The sequence below is a fragment of the Streptococcus halichoeri genome (genome assembly GCF_019774635.1).
GTDB lineage: Bacteria > Bacillota > Bacilli > Lactobacillales > Streptococcaceae > Streptococcus > Streptococcus halichoeri.
The window spans coordinates 202799-220831 of record NZ_CP081502.1 but is presented as its reverse complement, the minus strand read 5'-3'; the positions used below and the strand labels follow the sequence as shown (position 1 = coordinate 220831).

The following is an 18033-nucleotide window of genomic DNA, read 5'->3' as shown; positions in this document are numbered from 1 at the left end:
AACAAACGGCTAGAAAGGGCTTGCGGTCTGTGTGATCGTAGCCCTTTTAGCCGTTTTTATTCGTTTTAAAAAATCGCAGAGCCCTGCAGTGAGTCGTGAGAGGCAGGCGGAGTTTGCGCCACTTCTGCTGTGACGACAAGGTCGCCCCTATGCAGCCTAAGCAGCCAGGAAAGTCCAGTCAAGTAAGCCCTTTCCTAACGGCGAAAACAACCGGCTCAGATATTGTCAAAAACCACAAAAAAAGACTTAGGCGAACAGAGTACGACCTGTTAGGATGAATACTGTTGCTTTTTAGCAAACACGTAAAACTAAAGCTTAAGGAGAGAAAGATGAAAAAGCTGCTTATGGTGGTGGCCATGTGCTTAGCCTTCTGCGCGGTGGCGGTAAACGCGGAAGCAGGTCGAAAATGGGGCTTAGCTCCAGATCAACAAAAGGTTTACGATGGTAACAATCAACCTATCCATGTTAGTATTGATAATGACAATAATATAACAGTTGCGCTACCCAAGGGGTGGTCTATGTGGTTTGGGGGTAGACCAACAAAAGTAAATAATAAACCGCTTACGGACTATCAAGAAACGTCAGCACCAACTTCAGAGTATGGAGTGAAGGGACAACCAAATACGAGTCCCAAAGTAAATGTATCTGGCAACCAAGGTGAAAACCTAGGATTAAGTTCTATCTATAATGATAATCAGGGACCAGCATCAATACCAGTAACTATTACATTAGGATCTCCTACGAAAAAAGGAGATACACTTGCAATCACCTTTCAAGGTGGTGGCTTTTATGCGGGCAGTGTCTACCTTTGGGATTCAGAAACTATAACTGAAGCCAAGCAAAGGGCTGAAGATGAGAAAATGGAAGATATGTACCTCGAATATATCAATTACGACAACTCCAAAACCTGGTACCAACGTCTGGGTGACAGCATTCGTGACCAGTGGTGGAACTTCACAGGAATGTTTTACTAGTCCTTGCTCTTTGTCAGGCAGCCAGTAAAGTTAAAAAGCCTTCGTGCAATCGTACGAAGGCTTTTGGTTTGGCTTAGCGCGAGTGGCCTCTAGTAGGTCAGCACTGCGTATTTTTTCTTACCCCGCCGGATGACGGTGAGCTGATCATCGATCTTATCAGCATCTGTCAGCTGGTAGGCTAAGTCTTGGATGCGCTCGCCATTGAGGTAGATGGCGCCGGTGGTTATATCCTCCCGTGCTTGGCGCTTAGACGGTGAGATCTTAGCTGCGACTAACAGCTCAACTAGGCTCCGGCTGTCTTGGTCTTGGACCTGGTAGTTTGGCACATTGCTCAAGCCTTGCTTGAGTTCCTTGGCCGATAGCTCTTTGATCTGGCCGGCAAAGAGCTGCTCAGTAATCTTAAGGGCTTGTTTGTAGGCGGCTTCACCATGCACGAGTGTGACGACCTCACGCGCTAAGGTTTTTTGTGCTAAGCGCTCGTGCCGCGCTGCCTGGAATTGCCGGTCAATCTCAGCAATCTCATCAAGCGATAAGAAGGTAAAGATCTTTAAGAAACGGATGGCATCATCATCCATGACGTTTAACCAAAATTGGTACATCTCATAAGGCGAGGTTTTGCTGGCATCGAGCCAGACAGCATTGCCTTCGGATTTGCCAAATTTCTTGCCAGTGGCATCGGTGATGAGCGGCACGGTCATGACATGCCCGACCTTGTCGGCCTTGCGGCGCAAAAGCTCAGTCCCGGCGGTCATATTGCCCCACTGGTCGGAACCGCCGATTTGTAAGGTGACATTGTACTTAGTGTTCAATTCGTAAAAGTCATAGCCTTGCATGATTTGGTAGGCAAACTCAGTGTAGGAAATACCGGTTTCAATCCTTTTTTTGACGGAGTCCTTGCTCATCATGTAGTTAACAGTAAAATATTTTCCGACATCACGTAGGAAATCAATAAAGCTAAGCTGGGAGAACCAGTCGTAGTTATTAACCAGCTCGGCCTTATTTTGCCCGTGCTCAAAATCTAAAAATTGCCCCAGCTGCCCTTTGATTTTGTCGGACCACTCAAGCACGGTTTCTTTGGTTTGCAGGCTGCGCTCTGCGTCTTTAAAAGAGGGGTCGCCGATCAGACCGGTTGCCCCACCAACCAAGGCGTAAGGCTTGTGCCCAGCTAGTTGCAGGCGTCGCGATGTCAAGATAGCCACCAAGTGCCCGAGATGCAGGCTGTCGGCTGTTGGATCATAACCAGTATAATAGGATACTTGCCCTTCTGTTAATGCTTTGACCAGGGCGTCTTCGTCTGTTGTTTGAAAGACTAAGCCCCGCGCTTTGAGTTCTTCAAAAATATTCATAGGCTTTCTCCAATTTCTATAGTTTCTAATCATTATAGCAAAAAGCGCACGCGCTATGCAAGCTTGCCTAAAGTTTGGTATAATGGATGTTGAGGTAGTGTATGTTGCAACAAAAAAAGAATGTGAAATCAAAGAAAAACCCCGCGCTGAATTATGGTGATTTTGGGGCGGTAGGGTTACGAATCGTCAAAGTCTTATCTAATTTTTTATATGTCATCCTCTTTTTATTTGGCATGCTTGGACTGGGCTTAGCCTTGGGTTATTTGGCAAGCCAAGTTGATGGTGTTAAGGTCCCTGCTAAAGAAACGCTTGTGAAACAGGTGCAAACCATTTCCCAAATCTCAAACATGACCTATTCTGATAACAGTCAAATCGCAACCATTGATACCGACCTTTTGCGAACGCCTGTGGCTAGTGAGGCCATTTCAGCTAATGTCAAAAATGCTATTGTGTCAACCGAAGATGAGCACTTTGCTGAGCATCAGGGTGTTGTTCCTAAGGCCGTTTTTCGGGCAACCTTGGGTTCTTTGCTGGGCTTGGGTGAATCAAGTGGCGGCTCTACCGTGACTCAACAGCTCGTCAAGCAACAAGTATTGGGAGATGCCCCCACCTTCAAACGAAAATCAAAAGAAATTATCTATGCCTTGGCCTTAGAGCGCTATATTTCTAAGGATGCTATTTTATCCATCTACTTAAATGTGTCGCCTTTTGGTCGCAATAATAAGGGACAAAATATTGCCGGCATTGAAGAAGCTGCCAGAGGGATTTTTAATGTTTCTGCTAAAGACTTAACCGTGCCCCAGGCTGCTTTCTTGGCCGGTTTGCCCCAAAGCCCAATCACCTATTCGCCCTATCTGGCGACGGGTCAGTTAAAATCCAAAGAGGACATGGCCTTTGGCTTAAAGCGGCAAAAAAATGTGCTCTATAACATGTACCGGACGGGTAAACTAAGCAAAAAAGACTATCAAGCTTACAAAGACTATCCGATTGAAAAGGATTTTAGAAAATCAGAAGCGCAGACGCTTAATGAGCATGATTATCTCTACTACACCGTACTTTTGGAAGCTAAAAAAGCCATGTATGATTACCTGGTGCGGCGTGACCATGTCTCAGCAAAAGATCTAAAAAACGATGAGACCAAGGTCGCTTATCAAGAACGGGCCAACCAAGAGCTGCGCCAAGGCGGCTATACCGTCAAGACTACCATTAATAAGCCGATTTATACCGCTATGCAAAGAGCGGTTACCCAATACGCCGGCTTACTCAATGACGCAAGCGGTGCGCCAGAGCTGGGTAATGTCCTGATGGATAATAAGACCGGTGCTGTACTTGGCTTTATCGGAGGGCGTAATTACAGTGCCAACCAAAACAATCATGCCTTTAATACCGAACGTTCACCGGGTTCTAGTATCAAGCCGATTATTGCTTATGGCCCAGCTATTGACCAAGGCTTAATGGGCAGCGCTAGCATATTGTCCAACTACCCAACGACCTACTCTAGTGGGCAAAAGATCATGCACGTTGATAGTGAAGGAACGGCCATGATGCCCTTGCAAGAGGCCCTAAATACGTCATGGAATATTCCTGCTTACTGGACGCAAAAGCTCTTGCGCAGCAAAGGCGTTGATGTGGAAGGCTATATGAGTGAAATGGGCTACCGCATTCCCGATTATTCGATTGAAAGTTTACCTCTAGGAGCAGGTGTGGATGTCTCCGTCGCTCAGCAGACCAATGCCTATCAGATGCTGGCTAATAACGGTGTTTACAAGAAGCAGTTTGTGGTCGACCGTATTACTAAGACGGACGGGACGGTGGTTTACCAGCATGAGGATAAGGAGCAGCGGATTTTCTCTGCTGCGACAGCAACGATCATGCAACAGCTCTTACGAGGCCCCATTGACTCAGGCTCAACAACCACCTTCAAACGACGCTTGTCAGGGATCAATCCGAGCCTTGCTAAGGCGGATTGGATCGGTAAGACCGGAACCACAGAGAACTATTCTGATGTTTGGCTCATGCTAGCTACGCCGAAGGTGACACTGGGCGGTTGGGCTGGTCATGATAATAATGCCTCAATGGAACAATGGACGGGCTACAACAATGAATCAAACTTCATGGCGCATCTTGTCAATGCGATCCACCAGGCGGATCCAAATGCTTTTGGTGCTTCGCAGAGATTTGCCTTGGATAGGAGTGTGATTAAGGCTAATGTCCTAAGAAGCACGGGCCTACGGCCGGGGCCGGTCACAGTTAATGGCCGCAAGATTACGATCGGTGGGCCGACAACGACTAGTCTGTGGGCTAAAAATGGCCCAGGAGCGATGACTTACAAATTTGCCATCGGTGGTACCGACAGTGATTATCAAAAAGCTTGGTCAAGCTTTAGTGTGAGATGATAGTGCTTGACTTATATAAGTAAATAAGGTATAATAGTATCAACTATTTGTCGTCCAATCTAGTTGATCTATTGTCCAACTAGGAAGAACAGCAGTTAAATCATACTGAAACAGTCAGATTTAGCTGCTCTTTTTGTGTTTATTTTTGCCTTAAATAGGGAATTGTTACCTAAATTTAAAGATTCTAAAAATTTACACATGCGGCAAATGATGATGGCGACGCTTTTGCATAACAGCAACTGTTAAAAAGAAAAAGGAGCTAAAAACTTGGCAGGACATGAAGTTCGATACGGGAAACACCGTACACGTCGTAGCTTTTCAAGAATTAAAGAAGTTCTTGATTTACCAAATTTGATTGAGATCCAAACAGACTCATTCAAAGACTTCCTTGATGCTGGTTTGAAAGAGGTATTTGAAGATGTGCTTCCTATTTCAAACTTTACAGATACCATGGAACTTGAGTTTGTCGGTTATGAATTTAAGGAACCTAAGTATACTTTGGAAGAAGCTCGTATCCATGATGCTAGCTACTCAGCACCGATTTTTGTGACGTTTCGTTTAGTCAACAAAGAAACCGGTGAGATTAAGACCCAAGAAGTCTTCTTTGGAGATTTCCCAATTATGACAGAAATGGGAACCTTTATCATTAATGGTGGCGAACGAATCATTGTTTCTCAGCTTGTTCGTTCTCCTGGTGTCTATTTCAATGATAAGGTTGATAAGAATGGCAAGATTGGTTATGGGTCAACGGTTATTCCTAACCGTGGCGCCTGGTTGGAGCTTGAGACCGATGCCAAGGATATTGCCTATACTCGGATTGATCGGACGCGGAAAATTCCCTTTACGACGCTTGTTCGGGCGCTTGGTTTCTCAGGCGATGATGAGATCGTGGACATCTTTGGGGATAGCGAGCTGGTACGTAATACCATCGAAAAAGATATTCATAAAAACCCATCTGATTCACGGACTGACGAAGCACTTAAAGAAATCTATGAGCGTCTGCGTCCAGGTGAACCTAAAACAGCGGACAGCTCACGGAGTCTTTTGATCGCTCGTTTCTTTGATGCCAGACGCTATGACTTGGCTGCTGTTGGTCGCTACAAAATCAATAAAAAACTCAATCTGAAAACGCGTTTGTTAAATCAAGTGATTGCTGAAAACTTGGTTGATAGTGAAACCGGCGAAATCCTGGTTGAGGCGGGTACCGAGATGACTCGCGAGGTGATTGATTCGATCGCTGAGCACATTGACGGTGATCTGAACAAATTTGTCTACACGCCAAATGACTACGCGGTAGTGACAGAGCCAGTTGTTTTACAAAAATTCAAGGTTGTTGCGCCAACTGATCCTGACCGCGTGGTGACACTTGTTGGGAATGCTAACCCTGATGATAAAGTACGTGCCTTGACACCTGCTGATATTTTGGCTGAAATGTCCTACTTCCTCAATCTAGCTGAGGGAATTGGCAAGGTGGATGATATTGACCACCTGGGGAATAGACGGATCCGGGCTGTCGGCGAATTGCTAGCAAACCAATTCCGCATTGGTCTTGCCCGCATGGAGCGTAATGTGCGTGAGCGGATGTCTGTCCAAGACAATGATGTGTTAACCCCACAACAAATCATCAATATCCGGCCGGTGACTGCTTCTGTCAAAGAGTTCTTCGGCTCATCCCAATTGTCCCAGTTCATGGACCAGCATAATCCGCTGTCAGAATTATCGCATAAGCGGCGTTTGTCAGCCTTAGGGCCTGGTGGTTTGACCCGTGACCGTGCTGGCTATGAAGTGCGTGACGTGCACTATACCCACTACGGCCGTATGTGTCCGATTGAAACACCTGAGGGACCAAACATTGGATTGATCAATAACTTGTCATCTTATGGGCACCTCAATAAATATGGCTTTATCCAAACACCTTATCGGAAAGTTGACCGTTCTAAGGGCCAAGTCACCAATGAGATTGTGTGGTTAACGGCCGATGAAGAAGATGAATATACTGTAGCGCAAGCTAATTCCAAGCTAAATGAAGACGGCACCTTTGCTGAGGACATTGTCATGGGTCGCCATCAAGGGAACAACCAAGAATTTGCAGCAAGCATTGTTGACTTCGTTGATGTGTCACCAAAACAAGTAGTTGCTGTGGCGACGGCATGTATTCCTTTCTTAGAAAACGATGACTCCAACCGAGCCCTCATGGGTGCCAACATGCAGCGTCAGGCTGTGCCATTGATTGATCCCAAAGCACCATTTGTTGGTACGGGGATGGAATATCAGGCAGCCCACGACTCTGGGGCGGCTGTGATTGCTCAGCACGATGGTAAGGTTGTCTTTTCCGATGCAGAAAAAGTCGAAGTCCGCTGTGAAGACAGCTCGCTCGATGTCTACCACATTACTAAATTCCGCCGTTCAAACTCAGGAACCGCCTACAACCAACGCACACTTGTTAAAGTTGGAGATATTGTTGAAAAAGGCGACTTTATTGCGGATGGCCCATCTATGGAAAGCGGCGAGATGGCTCTTGGTCAAAACCCAGTCGTTGCCTATATGACCTGGGAAGGTTATAACTTTGAGGATGCCGTTATCATGAGTGAACGCTTGGTCAAAGAAGATGTTTACACTTCTGTTCACTTAGAAGAGTTTGAATCCGAAACACGTGATACCAAGCTTGGACCGGAAGAGATTACCCGCGAAGTACCAAACGTTGGTGAAGAAGCTCTTAAAGACCTTGATGAGATGGGGATTATCCGTATCGGTGCTGAGGTCAAAGAAGGCGACATCTTGGTCGGTAAGGTTACACCAAAAGGGGAAAAAGACCTCTCAGCCGAAGAACGTTTGCTTCACGCCATCTTTGGTGACAAATCACGTGAAGTGCGTGATACCTCTCTTCGTGTGCCGCACGGTGGCGATGGTATTGTCCGTGATGTTAAGATCTTTACCCGTGCTAATGGCGATGAGTTGCAATCAGGTGTCAATATGCTGGTGCGTGTTTACATCGCTCAAAAACGTAAGATTAAAGTCGGTGATAAAATGGCCGGTCGTCACGGAAACAAGGGTGTCGTTTCACGGATTGTCCCAGTGGAAGACATGCCATATCTTCCAGATGGAACACCAGTGGACATCATGTTGAACCCTCTTGGGGTGCCATCACGGATGAATATTGGTCAGGTTATGGAACTGCACCTTGGTATGGCTGCTCGTAACCTTGGCATTCACATTGCGACACCGGTCTTTGATGGTGCTACCTCAGAAGATTTATGGGAAACCGTCCAAGAAGCTGGTATGGACGCTGATGCAAAGACCGTCCTTTACGATGGCCGGACCGGTGAACCTTTTGACAACCGGGTCTCAGTTGGGGTCATGTACATGATCAAGCTCCACCACATGGTTGATGATAAGCTTCACGCCCGTTCAGTTGGACCTTACTCGCTTGTTACCCAACAGCCACTTGGTGGTAAAGCCCAATTTGGTGGGCAACGTTTTGGGGAGATGGAAGTTTGGGCCCTTGAAGCTTATGGTGCTTCAAATGTGCTGCAAGAAATCTTAACCTACAAGTCTGATGATGTTAATGGTCGTTTGAAAGCTTATGAAGCCATCACCAAAGGTAAACCTATTCCAAAACCAGGTGTACCAGAATCCTTCCGCGTTCTTGTCAAAGAATTGCAATCACTTGGTCTTGATATGCGTGTCCTTGATGAGGATGATAGAGAAGTCGAACTCCGTGACCTTGATGAAGGTGAAGATGATGATGTGATGCACGTTGATGACCTTGAAAAAGCGCGTGAAAAGCAAGCACAAGAGGTCACTGAAGTGGCTGAAACAGCTGAAGAAAACTAAGTTTTAACAAGTAAAACGACACTACCTCTTACCACGCTAGACAGCCTCTTTTGGCTGTTAGCCTCTGGTATGTGACAAACGAAGAAAGGTAATACTAGTGGTTGACGTAAATCGTTTTAAAAGTATGCAAATCACCTTAGCTTCACCAAGTAAAGTCCGCTCATGGTCTTATGGAGAAGTTAAAAAACCTGAAACAATCAACTACCGTACACTAAAACCCGAACGCGAAGGCCTCTTTGATGAAGTCATCTTTGGCCCAACAAAAGACTGGGAATGTGCCTGTGGTAAGTACAAACGTATCCGTTACAAAGGTATCGTTTGTGACCGCTGTGGGGTCGAAGTCACACGTGCTAAAGTTCGGCGCGAACGGATGGGCCATATTGAATTAAAAGCACCCGTATCCCATATTTGGTATTTCAAGGGCATTCCATCACGGATGGGCTTGACGCTTGATATGAGTCCGCGTGCTCTTGAAGAAGTTATCTACTTTGCTGCTTACGTGGTTATTGATCCAATGGAAACCCCATTAGAAGCCAAATCCTTGCTAACGGAGCGTGAATACCGTGAAAAAGTCCAAGAATACGGTCACGGTGCTTTTGTAGCCAAGATGGGAGCAGAAGCCATTCAAGACCTCTTAAAGCGTGTTGATCTACCAGCAGAAATTGCTCTGCTTAAAGAAGAGCTAAAAACAGCTACCGGTCAAAAACGCATCAAAGCTGTTCGTCGTCTTGACGTACTTGATGCCTTCCACAAATCTGGCAACAAGCCTGAATGGATGATTCTCAATATTTTACCGGTTATCCCACCTGATTTGCGGCCGATGGTGCAATTAGATGGTGGTCGTTTTGCGGCCTCTGACTTGAATGATCTCTATCGCCGTGTGATCAACCGCAACAACCGTTTGGCCCGTCTTTTAGAATTAAATGCACCTGGTATCATTGTGCAAAATGAAAAGCGGATGTTGCAAGAAGCCGTAGATGCTTTGATTGATAATGGCCGGCGTGGTCGTCCGATTACAGGACCAGGTAGCCGTCCGCTAAAATCATTGAGCCATATGCTCAAGGGTAAACAAGGGCGTTTTCGTCAAAACTTACTTGGGAAACGTGTAGACTTCTCAGGTCGTTCGGTTATCGCGGTTGGGCCAACGCTTAAAATGTATCAATGTGGTGTGCCACGTGAAATGGCTATTGAGCTCTTTAAGCCATTTGTCATGCGCGAAATCGTAGCCCGTGAATTTGCTGGCAACGTTAAGGCTGCTAAACGGATGGTAGAACGTGGTGATGAGCGGATCTGGGATATTTTAGAGGAAGTTATCAAAGAACACCCAGTTCTTCTAAACCGCGCACCGACTCTTCACAGACTTGGTATTCAGGCTTTTGAACCTGTGCTGATTGATGGGAAAGCCCTTCGTTTGCACCCACTGGTGTGTGAAGCCTACAATGCCGATTTTGATGGTGACCAAATGGCTATCCACGTGCCACTGTCTGAAGAAGCGCAAGCTGAGGCTCGCCTCCTGATGCTTGCTGCGGAGCATATTCTTAACCCTAAAGATGGTAAACCGGTTGTTACGCCATCTCAGGATATGGTTTTGGGGAACTATTACCTCACCATGGAAGATGCTGGTCGTGAAGGCGAAGGCATGATCTTCAAGGATAAGGACGAAGCGGTGATGGCTTATCAAAATGGCTACGCTCACTTACATAGCCGGGTTGGTATTGCTGTTGATTCTATGCTAAATAAGCCATGGAAAGATAGCCAAAGGCATAAAATCTTAGTGACAACTGTTGGTAAGATTCTCTTCAATGCGATTATGCCAGAAGATTTACCCTACCTACAAGAGCCAAATAATGCTAACCTAACTGATGGAACTCCTGATCAATACTTCCTTGAACCTGGTCAAGACATCCAAGACTTGATTGATCGTTTGCCAATTAATGGGCCATTCAAGAAGAAAAACTTGGGAAATATCATCGCCGAAACCTTCAAACGTTTCCGAACAACTGAGACTTCTGCTTTCCTTGACCGTTTGAAAGACCTAGGTTACTATCACTCAACCCTTGCTGGTTTGACAGTGGGGATCGCTGATATTCCGGTGATTGACAATAAGGCTGAGATTATCGAAGCTGCTCACCACAAAGTCGAAGAAATTAATAAAGCCTTCCGGCGTGGTCTGATGACAGAAGATGATCGCTACATTGCCGTAACGACAACTTGGCGAGAAGCCAAAGAAGCGCTTGAAAAACGCTTGGTGGAAACACAAGATCCGAAAAACCCAATCGTTATGATGATGGACTCAGGAGCGCGTGGTAATATTTCGAACTTCTCCCAACTTGCCGGTATGCGTGGCTTGATGGCCGCACCAAATGGCCGCATCATGGAATTGCCAATCCTTTCGAACTTCCGCGAAGGGTTGACCGTTTTGGAAATGTTCTTCTCCACGCACGGGGCGCGTAAAGGAATGACTGATACGGCCCTTAAAACAGCCGACTCTGGTTACTTAACCCGTCGTTTGGTTGATGTGGCCCAAGACGTCATCATTCGTGAAGATGACTGTGGTACTGACCGTGGTCTTGTCATTAAGGCTATTACTGATGGCAAAGAAGTGACTGAGACCCTAGAAGAACGCCTACAAGGCCGCTACACCCGCAAATCTGTTAAACACCCTGAAACGGGTGAAGTGATTATTGGTGCCGACCAATTAATCTCTGAAGACATGGCTCGTAAGATCGTTGATGCCGGTGTCGAAGAAGTCACGATTCGTTCTGTCTTTACCTGTGCCACCCGTCACGGGGTTTGCCGCCACTGTTATGGCATTAACCTTGCGACAGGTGATGCCGTTGAAGTCGGTGAAGCAGTCGGTACAATTGCTGCGCAATCCATCGGTGAACCTGGTACACAGCTTACCATGCGTACTTTCCACACGGGTGGTGTAGCCTCTAATACCGACATCACTCAAGGTCTTCCACGTATCCAAGAAATCTTCGAAGCTCGTAACCCTAAAGGGGAAGCGGTGATTACCGAAGTTAAAGGTCGGGTTGTTGACATTGAAGAAGACGCCGCAACCCGTACCAAGAAAGTCTATGTTGAAGGTAAAACTGGTAAAGGTGAATACGTGGTACCGTTCACTGCCCGGATGAAAGTTGCTGTTGGTGATGAGATTAGCCGCGGTGCTTCCTTAACAGAAGGATCTATCCAGCCAAAACATCTCTTAGAAGTGCGCGATACACTATCTGTTGAGACCTACCTCCTTGCCGAAGTGCAAAAAGTTTACCGTAGTCAAGGGGTTGAAATCGGTGACAAGCACGTCGAAGTAATGGTCCGTCAAATGTTACGCAAAGTACGAGTAATGGATCCAGGCGATACAGATCTTTTACCAGGCACACTTATGGACATTGCCGACTTTACCGAAGCCAACAAAGAAATTGTTATTTCTGGTGGCATTCCTGCGACATCTCGTCCGGTGCTTATGGGGATTACCAAGGCTTCGCTTGAGACCAATTCCTTCTTGTCTGCTGCATCCTTCCAAGAAACCACTCGTGTCCTTACAGATGCTGCCATCCGTGGTAAAAAAGACCATCTCCTTGGTCTTAAAGAAAATGTTATTATCGGTAAGATCATTCCAGCTGGTACTGGTATGGCGCGTTACCGAAACATTGAACCACAAGCAATTAATGATGTAGAAATCATTGACAGTGACCATTCACATGAATTTGTGGCAACGATTGAAGAAGGTAACTAAGCATCTAGAAGCTTTTATGATTGAAGAAAATTGCCCTGCTGGGACTTTTCTTCAATCTTTTTTAGTTTAGATTCGAAATATCTATAAAAAGCCCTCTGCAAGCTTTAGAGGGAAAGAGCTGTAAGCTTTTACTGATAAATGGCTCAAATGCCCTGGTTTCACGCTCACTGCTTGCTCAGCGATTTTCAAAAACGGGACAATTTGGTTACAGTTGTCGGAAATGAGCAAATATTTTTATTAAACTCTCATCTTTCGATATAATGAGTAGCAGAAGGAAGAAGTTATGTATCAAGTAATCAAAATGTATGGAGATTGGGAACCTTGGTGGTTTATGGAAGACTGGCAAGAGGATATTACAGAAGAAAAAACCTATTCCAATTGGGACGAAGCGGTAAAGGCTTACCAGAAAGAGTGGCATCAAATGAAAGCACGCTTTCCCAAATACCACAGCCAAAAAAATTGGCTGGCCACTTTTTGGACCGAAGAAGAAAAACGCTGGTGTGAAAAATGCGATGACGACCTTCAGCAATACCACTCCCTCTTATTGCTAAAAGATGGAGCAGTGCTTGGACCAGAAAAGAATGCTGTTGAGATGGAACAGCGCAATGATTGCTCGGCAACTTCGTTTTGCAAACTCAATTTATAAAAAATAAGCAGGATTTTTTTAAATCTTGCTTATTTTTTTCGAATAATCTGGTAAGGAGGTTCTATGGTTAAAGGATTTACACAACAATTACTACAAGAAGCGATTGCTGCTGGAGCAGAAGATCTTTATCTTTTACCGTATAAAAAGACTTATCAGATTTACATAAAAACACTTGCGGGAAGAAAGCACCTCAGTGCACAAGCAAGCGAGCTAATGCTCCAAGTCATTAGCCATCTGAAATTCCTCTCAGGGATGAACGTTGGTGAAAAACGTAGAAGCCAGCTGGGAGCCTGTACTTATCACCTACCAGATCATCAAAAAATAAGGCTGCGCTTATCAACGGTTGGAGACTATCAAGGACGGGAAAGCTTGGTCATTCGGCTCTTACAGGATGGCTCTAGAGAATTGGCTTATTGGGGTGATGGCTGGTCACAAGTCTTAACTAAGATTAAAGGACGCGGACTCTACTTGTTTGCAGGGCCAGTGGGTTCAGGCAAAACCACATTGATGCATGCCCTTGCTCGGGAAAAGTTTGCCAAGCAGCAAATGATTGCCATTGAAGATCCCGTTGAGATCCAAAATGACAGCATGCTTCAGCTCCAAGTCAATACCACGATTGGCATGACCTATGATGAGCTCATCAAATTATCCCTTAGACATCGCCCAGATTTATTAATTATTGGTGAGATTCGTGACCCTACTACGGCTGCGGCAGCAGTTCGGGCTAGTCTAACGGGAGCTGTGGTTTTCTCAACTATTCATGCTAAGAGTATCCCCGGCGTCTTTGCCCGCCTCCTTGAATTGGGCGTTAGTCGCAAAGAGCTATCGCATACCTTATCAGCTATTATCTACCAGCGATTATTAGGAGGAAAGGGGGTCATCGATAGCTGTGCCTCAGATTATGAAAACTATTCAGGAAATGCATGGAATCAACAGATTCAAGCACTCTATGAAGAAGGTCTTATTTCAAAAGATCAATATCAAACCGAAACGCTTGACTGCTAAGGAACAATATCAACTCTTACAGCTGCTTCGTAATCTTTATGCCAGTGGCTTTAGCCTACCTGAAATGGTGCAGTTTTTGGATAAGAGCCGCTTAGTTGCACCAGCTTTTGTTCGGATAATGTATGAAGATTTAGAGGCAGGTCATAGCTTAGCTCAGATGCTAGAGCACTTAGGCTACAAAGAAGGGCTAGTCACTCAGATGAGTCTGGCTGGGGTGCATGGCAATATTCACTTATGTCTAGAGAAGATGGTCGCTTATCTCAAGCAGGTTCAAGTTGTTAAAAGACAGCTCCTTAGTGTCATGACCTATCCCTTGATATTGTTACTATTTTTACTAGTGATTATGGTTGCAATGAAGCACTATCTGATACCGCAATTAGAACATCAAAGTAGGCTAATGACTTTGGTTAGTCATTTTCCGACTCTCTTTTTGCTCTCTGCGGTCGGTCTTGCTTTGGTTGGCCTTATCTTGACGTACTTTTGGAAACGAGGGAAACGCCTAAATTGGCTTACAGGGCTGAGCCGTTGGCCCTTGCTTGGTTCCTTTATTCGGCTTTACCTAACGGCTTTTTATGCAAGGGAATGGGGCCATTTGATCGGGCAGGGCTTAGAGTTAGCGACCATCTTGCAGGTCTTGGGGCAAGAACAGTCTCCGTTGATGCGAGAACTCAGTTTGGACCTGCAAGCCGCCTTGGAGTCCGGCCAGGCTTTCCATGAAAAGGTTGCCACCTATCCTTTCTTTAGAAAGGAATTAGCCCTGATGATTGAATATGGAGAAGTCAAAGCAAAGCTAGGCCAAGAGTTAGAAATTTATGCTCAAGAAACCTGGCAACACTTTTTTAGCAAATGCCACCAGGCCACGCAATGGATTCAGCCCTTGATTTTTCTAGGGGTTGCTTTGATTATCGTGCTGGTCTATGCTGCTTTGCTATTACCGATGTATGAAACTATGGGAGGAATCATTTAATGACCAAACACCGCACAATGCTAAGGCTCAATAAGCCTGTTCCTGCTTTTACTCTTTTAGAAATGTTACTGGTTTTGATTGTCATCAGTGTTTTGATGCTTTTGTTTATCCCAAATTTAAGTAAGCAAAAGGCCAAGATTACAGACACTGGCAATGCTGCCGTTGTCAAGGTAGTGGAAAATCAGGCAGAATTGTATGAGCTAACGCAGGGGCAAAAAGCCAGTCTTGCGGCATTAAAGAAAGAGGGAAGCCTCAGTGATAAGCAGGTTCAGGCTTACAAGGATTATTATGAAAAACACAAAAAACAAGAACGCAAGCTTTTAGATTAACGGTTACAAGGATGATTATGCCAAACACACAAACCAAAAAACCAGCGTGCCAGATACAGGCCTTTAGCCTAGCAGAGTCCCTAGTGGTGTTATTAGTGATTACTTCAATGACTCTTCTCATCTCTGGGCCCTGGCATGACCTGCATGCCCGGGTAGAAGAACGGTTATTTTTTCTTTCCTTTGAACAATTCTACCGCCATGCGCAAAAAATGGCTGTCCTTAGCCAAAGCCAGGGCGAATTTGTCGTTAAGGACAGGGCTGTTACTTTTGAGGGGCGCAGGCTTGCCCTGCCAAGGACTATTACCGTCAAAAAGCCAATGTTGCTGCCAATCAATACGCTAGGTGGGCACCATTCCTTGGGCAAAATCCAATTTTTAACCCCTCACCAGGAAATCAGCTATCAATTAATGTTGGGAAGTGGTAATTATAAAAAGACAGAACATCAACGCCTACATACTCCTTGAGTGTCTCATTTCAGTTGGCCTCTTTGCTTACATTGCCCTAGTCTTATTGACATGCTTACAAACGCAGCAAAGGCAGGTCAACATATGGCGTCAAGAAGAAGAGGCCTTAGCAGGTGCAGTGATGGCCATTCAAACCAAGCAAGACCAGCTAGGTCTCAACGGGCATGACCTGACTATTGAAAAAACAGAACATTTCGTAAGGATTAAGGAACAGAGGAAAACGATTGTTACCATTGAAAAAATTAAACAAAAAAGTGACAGCACTAATGAATCAGAAGCAGGAGCAAAAAGTAGGCTGCAAAACAAGGGTTAAGGCCTTTACCTTAGTGGAATGCCTAGCTGCATTGTTGGTATTGAGCTCCTCGCTCATGCTATTTAGCCTCTTGAGCCGTTCCTTATTTCAGCAAATGCATGGTTTAAGGTTTCAGGACCAGGATAAGTGGCTATTATTTATTCAACAAATGCGAGCTGAGCTTAATGGCAGCCAGCTGCAAAAGGTTCAGGATAACTACCTTTACGTGACCAAAAATGGAAAGGCGCTTCGTTTTGGTCAATTAGGCAAGGGCGATTTTCGAAAATCAGCTAGCAGTGGAAAAGGTTACAATCCCATGCTATTGGACCTAAAAGCAACGACCATGACGCTGCAAGATAAACAGCTAACCATTGATTTGGAGTGGCGCAGCGGCCTTAGGAGGACCTTTTATTATGCTTTTTAAACAAACCGTTAAAGGAGGCATCTTACTCTATGCCCTCTTAATGACCTCCTTGTTTGTCCTTGTGATTCAAGCTTATCTGTATCATTTCCACTTACAGCGCACCGCCCATCTTAGGCAGGTTGAAGCCACGCAAGCAGCTCTGATGGCTGAACTTAGCAAATCCGATTTGCAGGCAAAAACAGGAACCATCTGGTACAACCTTGGACAGGTCCACTACCAATCAAGCACAGACACTACCCAGGTCACAGTTACCACAAATTCTAAGAATAGCTATCGCTTTGATTTCGTTAAGACTGAGCAAGAGCGTTCCTTAGAGCAAGAAAGCTTGCAACCTGGCGCTAAAAGCAAGCGACCAATCTCATCAGATACACCCAGAAAAAATAAGCAGAGCTCAGCAAAGCACCCTAACAGTTAGTTAGACTCTTATAAGCTGTTAGTCATTCTCACTTTGAAAATAGCTTGTGTGAGCCTTTCCAAAGGAAGAACACGCCTCTTTGTTGCCAGATGAGGAGATCAAGAAGGAGTGGTCCTAGTTATGGGGTTTGCTTGCTAAGGCGTCCCTCACCCAGCGGAGCTATTCTTTATATTTCTAAGAGATTCTGTTATGATAAGAGTATGAATTTTGAAAAAATCGAACAAGCTTATGAGCTTTTATTAGACAATTGCCAGAGCCTTGAAAATGAGCTTAAAACACATATTTACGATGCTTTAATTGAGCAAAATGCTTATTATTTAGGGGCTGAGGGCGCACCTGAAGCAGTTGCAGCAAATAACAAGCAGTTGCATGCTCTCCACTTAACAGCCAAAGAATGGCGACGTGTTTTCCAATTCCTATTTATAAAAGCTAATCAAACAGAGCAGCTGCAGATGAATCACCAGTTTACACCGGATAGCATTGGCTTTTTAATGACCTTTTTGATTGACCAATTAGCAGTAGCTCCGCAGGTGGATTTGCTAGAAATCGGCAGTGGGACAGGCAACCTAGCTTTTACAATTCTGCAGCAATCTACCAAAGCTATTACCTATTTGGGGATTGAACTAGATGATTTGTTAATTGATCTGGCAGCTAGTATTGCAGAAGTGATGGCTTGTCCAGTAGACTTTGTTCAAGAGGATGCTGTTCGTCCGCAAATCCTTAAAGAAAGTGATGTTATTATTAGCGATTTGCCAATTGGTTATTATCCTAATGACCAAATTGCTAAAAGGTATCAGGTGGCAAGTCCAGATGAACATACCTATGCGCATCACTTGCTGATGGAGCAATCATTAAAATATCTAAAAGCTGATGGCTTTGCTATTTTCCTAGTTCCAGCAGATTTACTGACCAGTCCTCAGAGTCCGCTCCTCAAAAAATGGTTAAAAAATGATGCTGAAATCAGAGCCTTGATTACCTTGCCAGCAAATATCTTTGGTGATAAGGCAATGCAAAAAGCGATTATTATACTACAGAAAAGTCGTTTTGTTACAGGACAGACCTTTGTTTACCCGATAAATGACCTCTCAAGCCCGGAAAACATACGGGATTTTATGACAAAATTTAAAAAATGGCAAGCGGATAGTGTAACCAAATAAAATTTTTTGTTATAATAGTAGCGCATTATAGAAAACGATTACAGG

Annotated in this window: 14 protein-coding genes; 13 read left to right on the top strand and 1 reads right to left on the bottom strand. The window is 45.0% G+C overall.

What is annotated here, in order from left to right; translation table 11 throughout:
- Positions 1-329 precede the first annotated feature (329 nt).
- Positions 330-974 carry a hypothetical protein gene (locus K5J94_RS01060; protein WP_221913231.1) on the top strand — a complete coding sequence of 215 codons (645 nt, stop codon included), beginning with the start codon at positions 330-332 and terminating at the stop codon, positions 972-974.
- A gap of 89 nt (positions 975-1063) precedes the next feature.
- Here K5J94_RS01060 and tyrS read toward each other — a convergent pair whose 3' ends face one another.
- Entirely contained in the window at positions 1064-2320 is a 1257-nt protein-coding gene (gene tyrS, locus K5J94_RS01055) for a tyrosine--tRNA ligase (protein ID WP_159583771.1), read from the bottom strand.
- 101 nt (positions 2321-2421) lie between these two features.
- Here tyrS and pbp1b point away from each other — a divergent pair, with 101 nt between their 5' ends.
- From pbp1b to K5J94_RS00995, 12 genes are all read left to right on the top strand, one after another.
- Positions 2422-4716 (top strand): penicillin-binding protein PBP1B, encoded by a 2295-nt coding sequence (gene pbp1b / locus K5J94_RS01050; protein WP_221913226.1) that lies wholly within the window; start codon positions 2422-2424, stop codon positions 4714-4716.
- 267 nt (positions 4717-4983) lie between these two features.
- On the top strand, positions 4984-8550 hold the full coding sequence (rpoB, locus tag K5J94_RS01045; protein WP_159547907.1) for a DNA-directed RNA polymerase subunit beta: 3567 nt from the start codon (positions 4984-4986) through the stop codon (positions 8548-8550).
- Positions 8551-8647: 97 nt separating this feature from the next.
- On the top strand, positions 8648-12289 hold the full coding sequence (gene rpoC / locus K5J94_RS01040) for a DNA-directed RNA polymerase subunit beta' (protein ID WP_159547909.1): 3642 nt from the start codon (positions 8648-8650) through the stop codon (positions 12287-12289).
- 283 nt (positions 12290-12572) lie between these two features.
- Positions 12573-12935 (top strand): DUF1033 family protein, encoded by a 363-nt coding sequence (locus tag K5J94_RS01035; protein ID WP_159544705.1) that lies wholly within the window; start codon positions 12573-12575, stop codon positions 12933-12935.
- A gap of 63 nt (positions 12936-12998) precedes the next feature.
- A complete protein-coding gene (comGA, locus tag K5J94_RS01030) occupies positions 12999-13940 on the top strand; it encodes a competence type IV pilus ATPase ComGA (RefSeq protein ID WP_159547913.1) in 942 nt (313 codons plus the stop codon).
- Complete coding sequence (gene comGB / locus K5J94_RS01025) at positions 13885-14907, top strand: competence type IV pilus assembly protein ComGB (protein ID WP_221913224.1); 1023 nt, start codon at positions 13885-13887, stop codon at positions 14905-14907. Before comGA ends, comGB begins: the two co-directional genes overlap by 56 nt.
- Positions 14907-15236 carry a competence type IV pilus major pilin ComGC gene (gene comGC / locus K5J94_RS01020; protein WP_269437354.1) on the top strand — a complete coding sequence of 110 codons (330 nt, stop codon included), beginning with the start codon at positions 14907-14909 and terminating at the stop codon, positions 15234-15236. Before comGB ends, comGC begins: the two co-directional genes overlap by 1 nt.
- 17 nt (positions 15237-15253) lie before the next feature.
- Positions 15254-15700 carry a competence type IV pilus minor pilin ComGD gene (gene comGD / locus K5J94_RS01015; RefSeq protein ID WP_159563948.1) on the top strand — a complete coding sequence of 149 codons (447 nt, stop codon included), beginning with the start codon at positions 15254-15256 and terminating at the stop codon, positions 15698-15700.
- Positions 15654-16013, top strand: a complete 360-nt coding sequence (comGE, locus tag K5J94_RS01010; protein ID WP_159560368.1) for a competence type IV pilus minor pilin ComGE — start codon at positions 15654-15656, stop codon at positions 16011-16013. Before comGD ends, comGE begins: the two co-directional genes overlap by 47 nt.
- Positions 15967-16416: a competence type IV pilus minor pilin ComGF gene (comGF, locus tag K5J94_RS01005; RefSeq protein ID WP_221913222.1), complete on the top strand. Its 450-nt coding sequence runs from the start codon at positions 15967-15969 to the stop codon at positions 16414-16416. The genes comGE and comGF overlap by 47 nt, the downstream gene beginning before the upstream one ends.
- Positions 16406-16831 (top strand): competence type IV pilus minor pilin ComGG, encoded by a 426-nt coding sequence (gene comGG / locus K5J94_RS01000; RefSeq protein ID WP_159544717.1) that lies wholly within the window; start codon positions 16406-16408, stop codon positions 16829-16831. The genes comGF and comGG overlap by 11 nt, the downstream gene beginning before the upstream one ends.
- Before the next feature lie 200 nt (positions 16832-17031).
- The gene (locus K5J94_RS00995) at positions 17032-17988 is read left to right on the top strand and encodes a class I SAM-dependent methyltransferase (RefSeq protein WP_221913220.1); all 957 of its coding nucleotides are present in this window, start codon (positions 17032-17034) and stop codon (positions 17986-17988) included.
- The last annotated feature ends 45 nt before the right edge of the window (positions 17989-18033 follow it).

Excerpts from the sequence above, each read along its gene's own strand:
- pbp1b (WP_221913226.1), top strand. The coding sequence starts at position 2,422 with ATGTTGCAACAAAAAAAGAATGTGAAATCAAAGAAAAACCCCGCGCTG.
- comGA (WP_159547913.1), top strand. The coding sequence starts at position 12,999 with ATGGTTAAAGGATTTACACAACAATTACTACAAGAAGCGATTGCTGCT.
- K5J94_RS01035 (WP_159544705.1), top strand. The coding sequence starts at position 12,573 with ATGTATCAAGTAATCAAAATGTATGGAGATTGGGAACCTTGGTGGTTT.
- comGD (WP_159563948.1), top strand. The coding sequence starts at position 15,254 with ATGCCAAACACACAAACCAAAAAACCAGCGTGCCAGATACAGGCCTTT.
- comGC (WP_269437354.1), top strand. The coding sequence starts at position 14,907 with ATGACCAAACACCGCACAATGCTAAGGCTCAATAAGCCTGTTCCTGCT.
- K5J94_RS00995 (WP_221913220.1), top strand. The coding sequence starts at position 17,032 with ATGAATTTTGAAAAAATCGAACAAGCTTATGAGCTTTTATTAGACAAT.
- comGF (WP_221913222.1), top strand. The coding sequence starts at position 15,967 with ATGAATCAGAAGCAGGAGCAAAAAGTAGGCTGCAAAACAAGGGTTAAG.
- comGG (WP_159544717.1), top strand. The coding sequence starts at position 16,406 with ATGCTTTTTAAACAAACCGTTAAAGGAGGCATCTTACTCTATGCCCTC.
- comGB (WP_221913224.1), top strand. The coding sequence starts at position 13,885 with ATGAAGAAGGTCTTATTTCAAAAGATCAATATCAAACCGAAACGCTTG.
- tyrS (WP_159583771.1), bottom strand. The coding sequence starts at position 2,320 with ATGAATATTTTTGAAGAACTCAAAGCGCGGGGCTTAGTCTTTCAAACA.
- K5J94_RS01060 (WP_221913231.1), top strand. The coding sequence starts at position 330 with ATGAAAAAGCTGCTTATGGTGGTGGCCATGTGCTTAGCCTTCTGCGCG.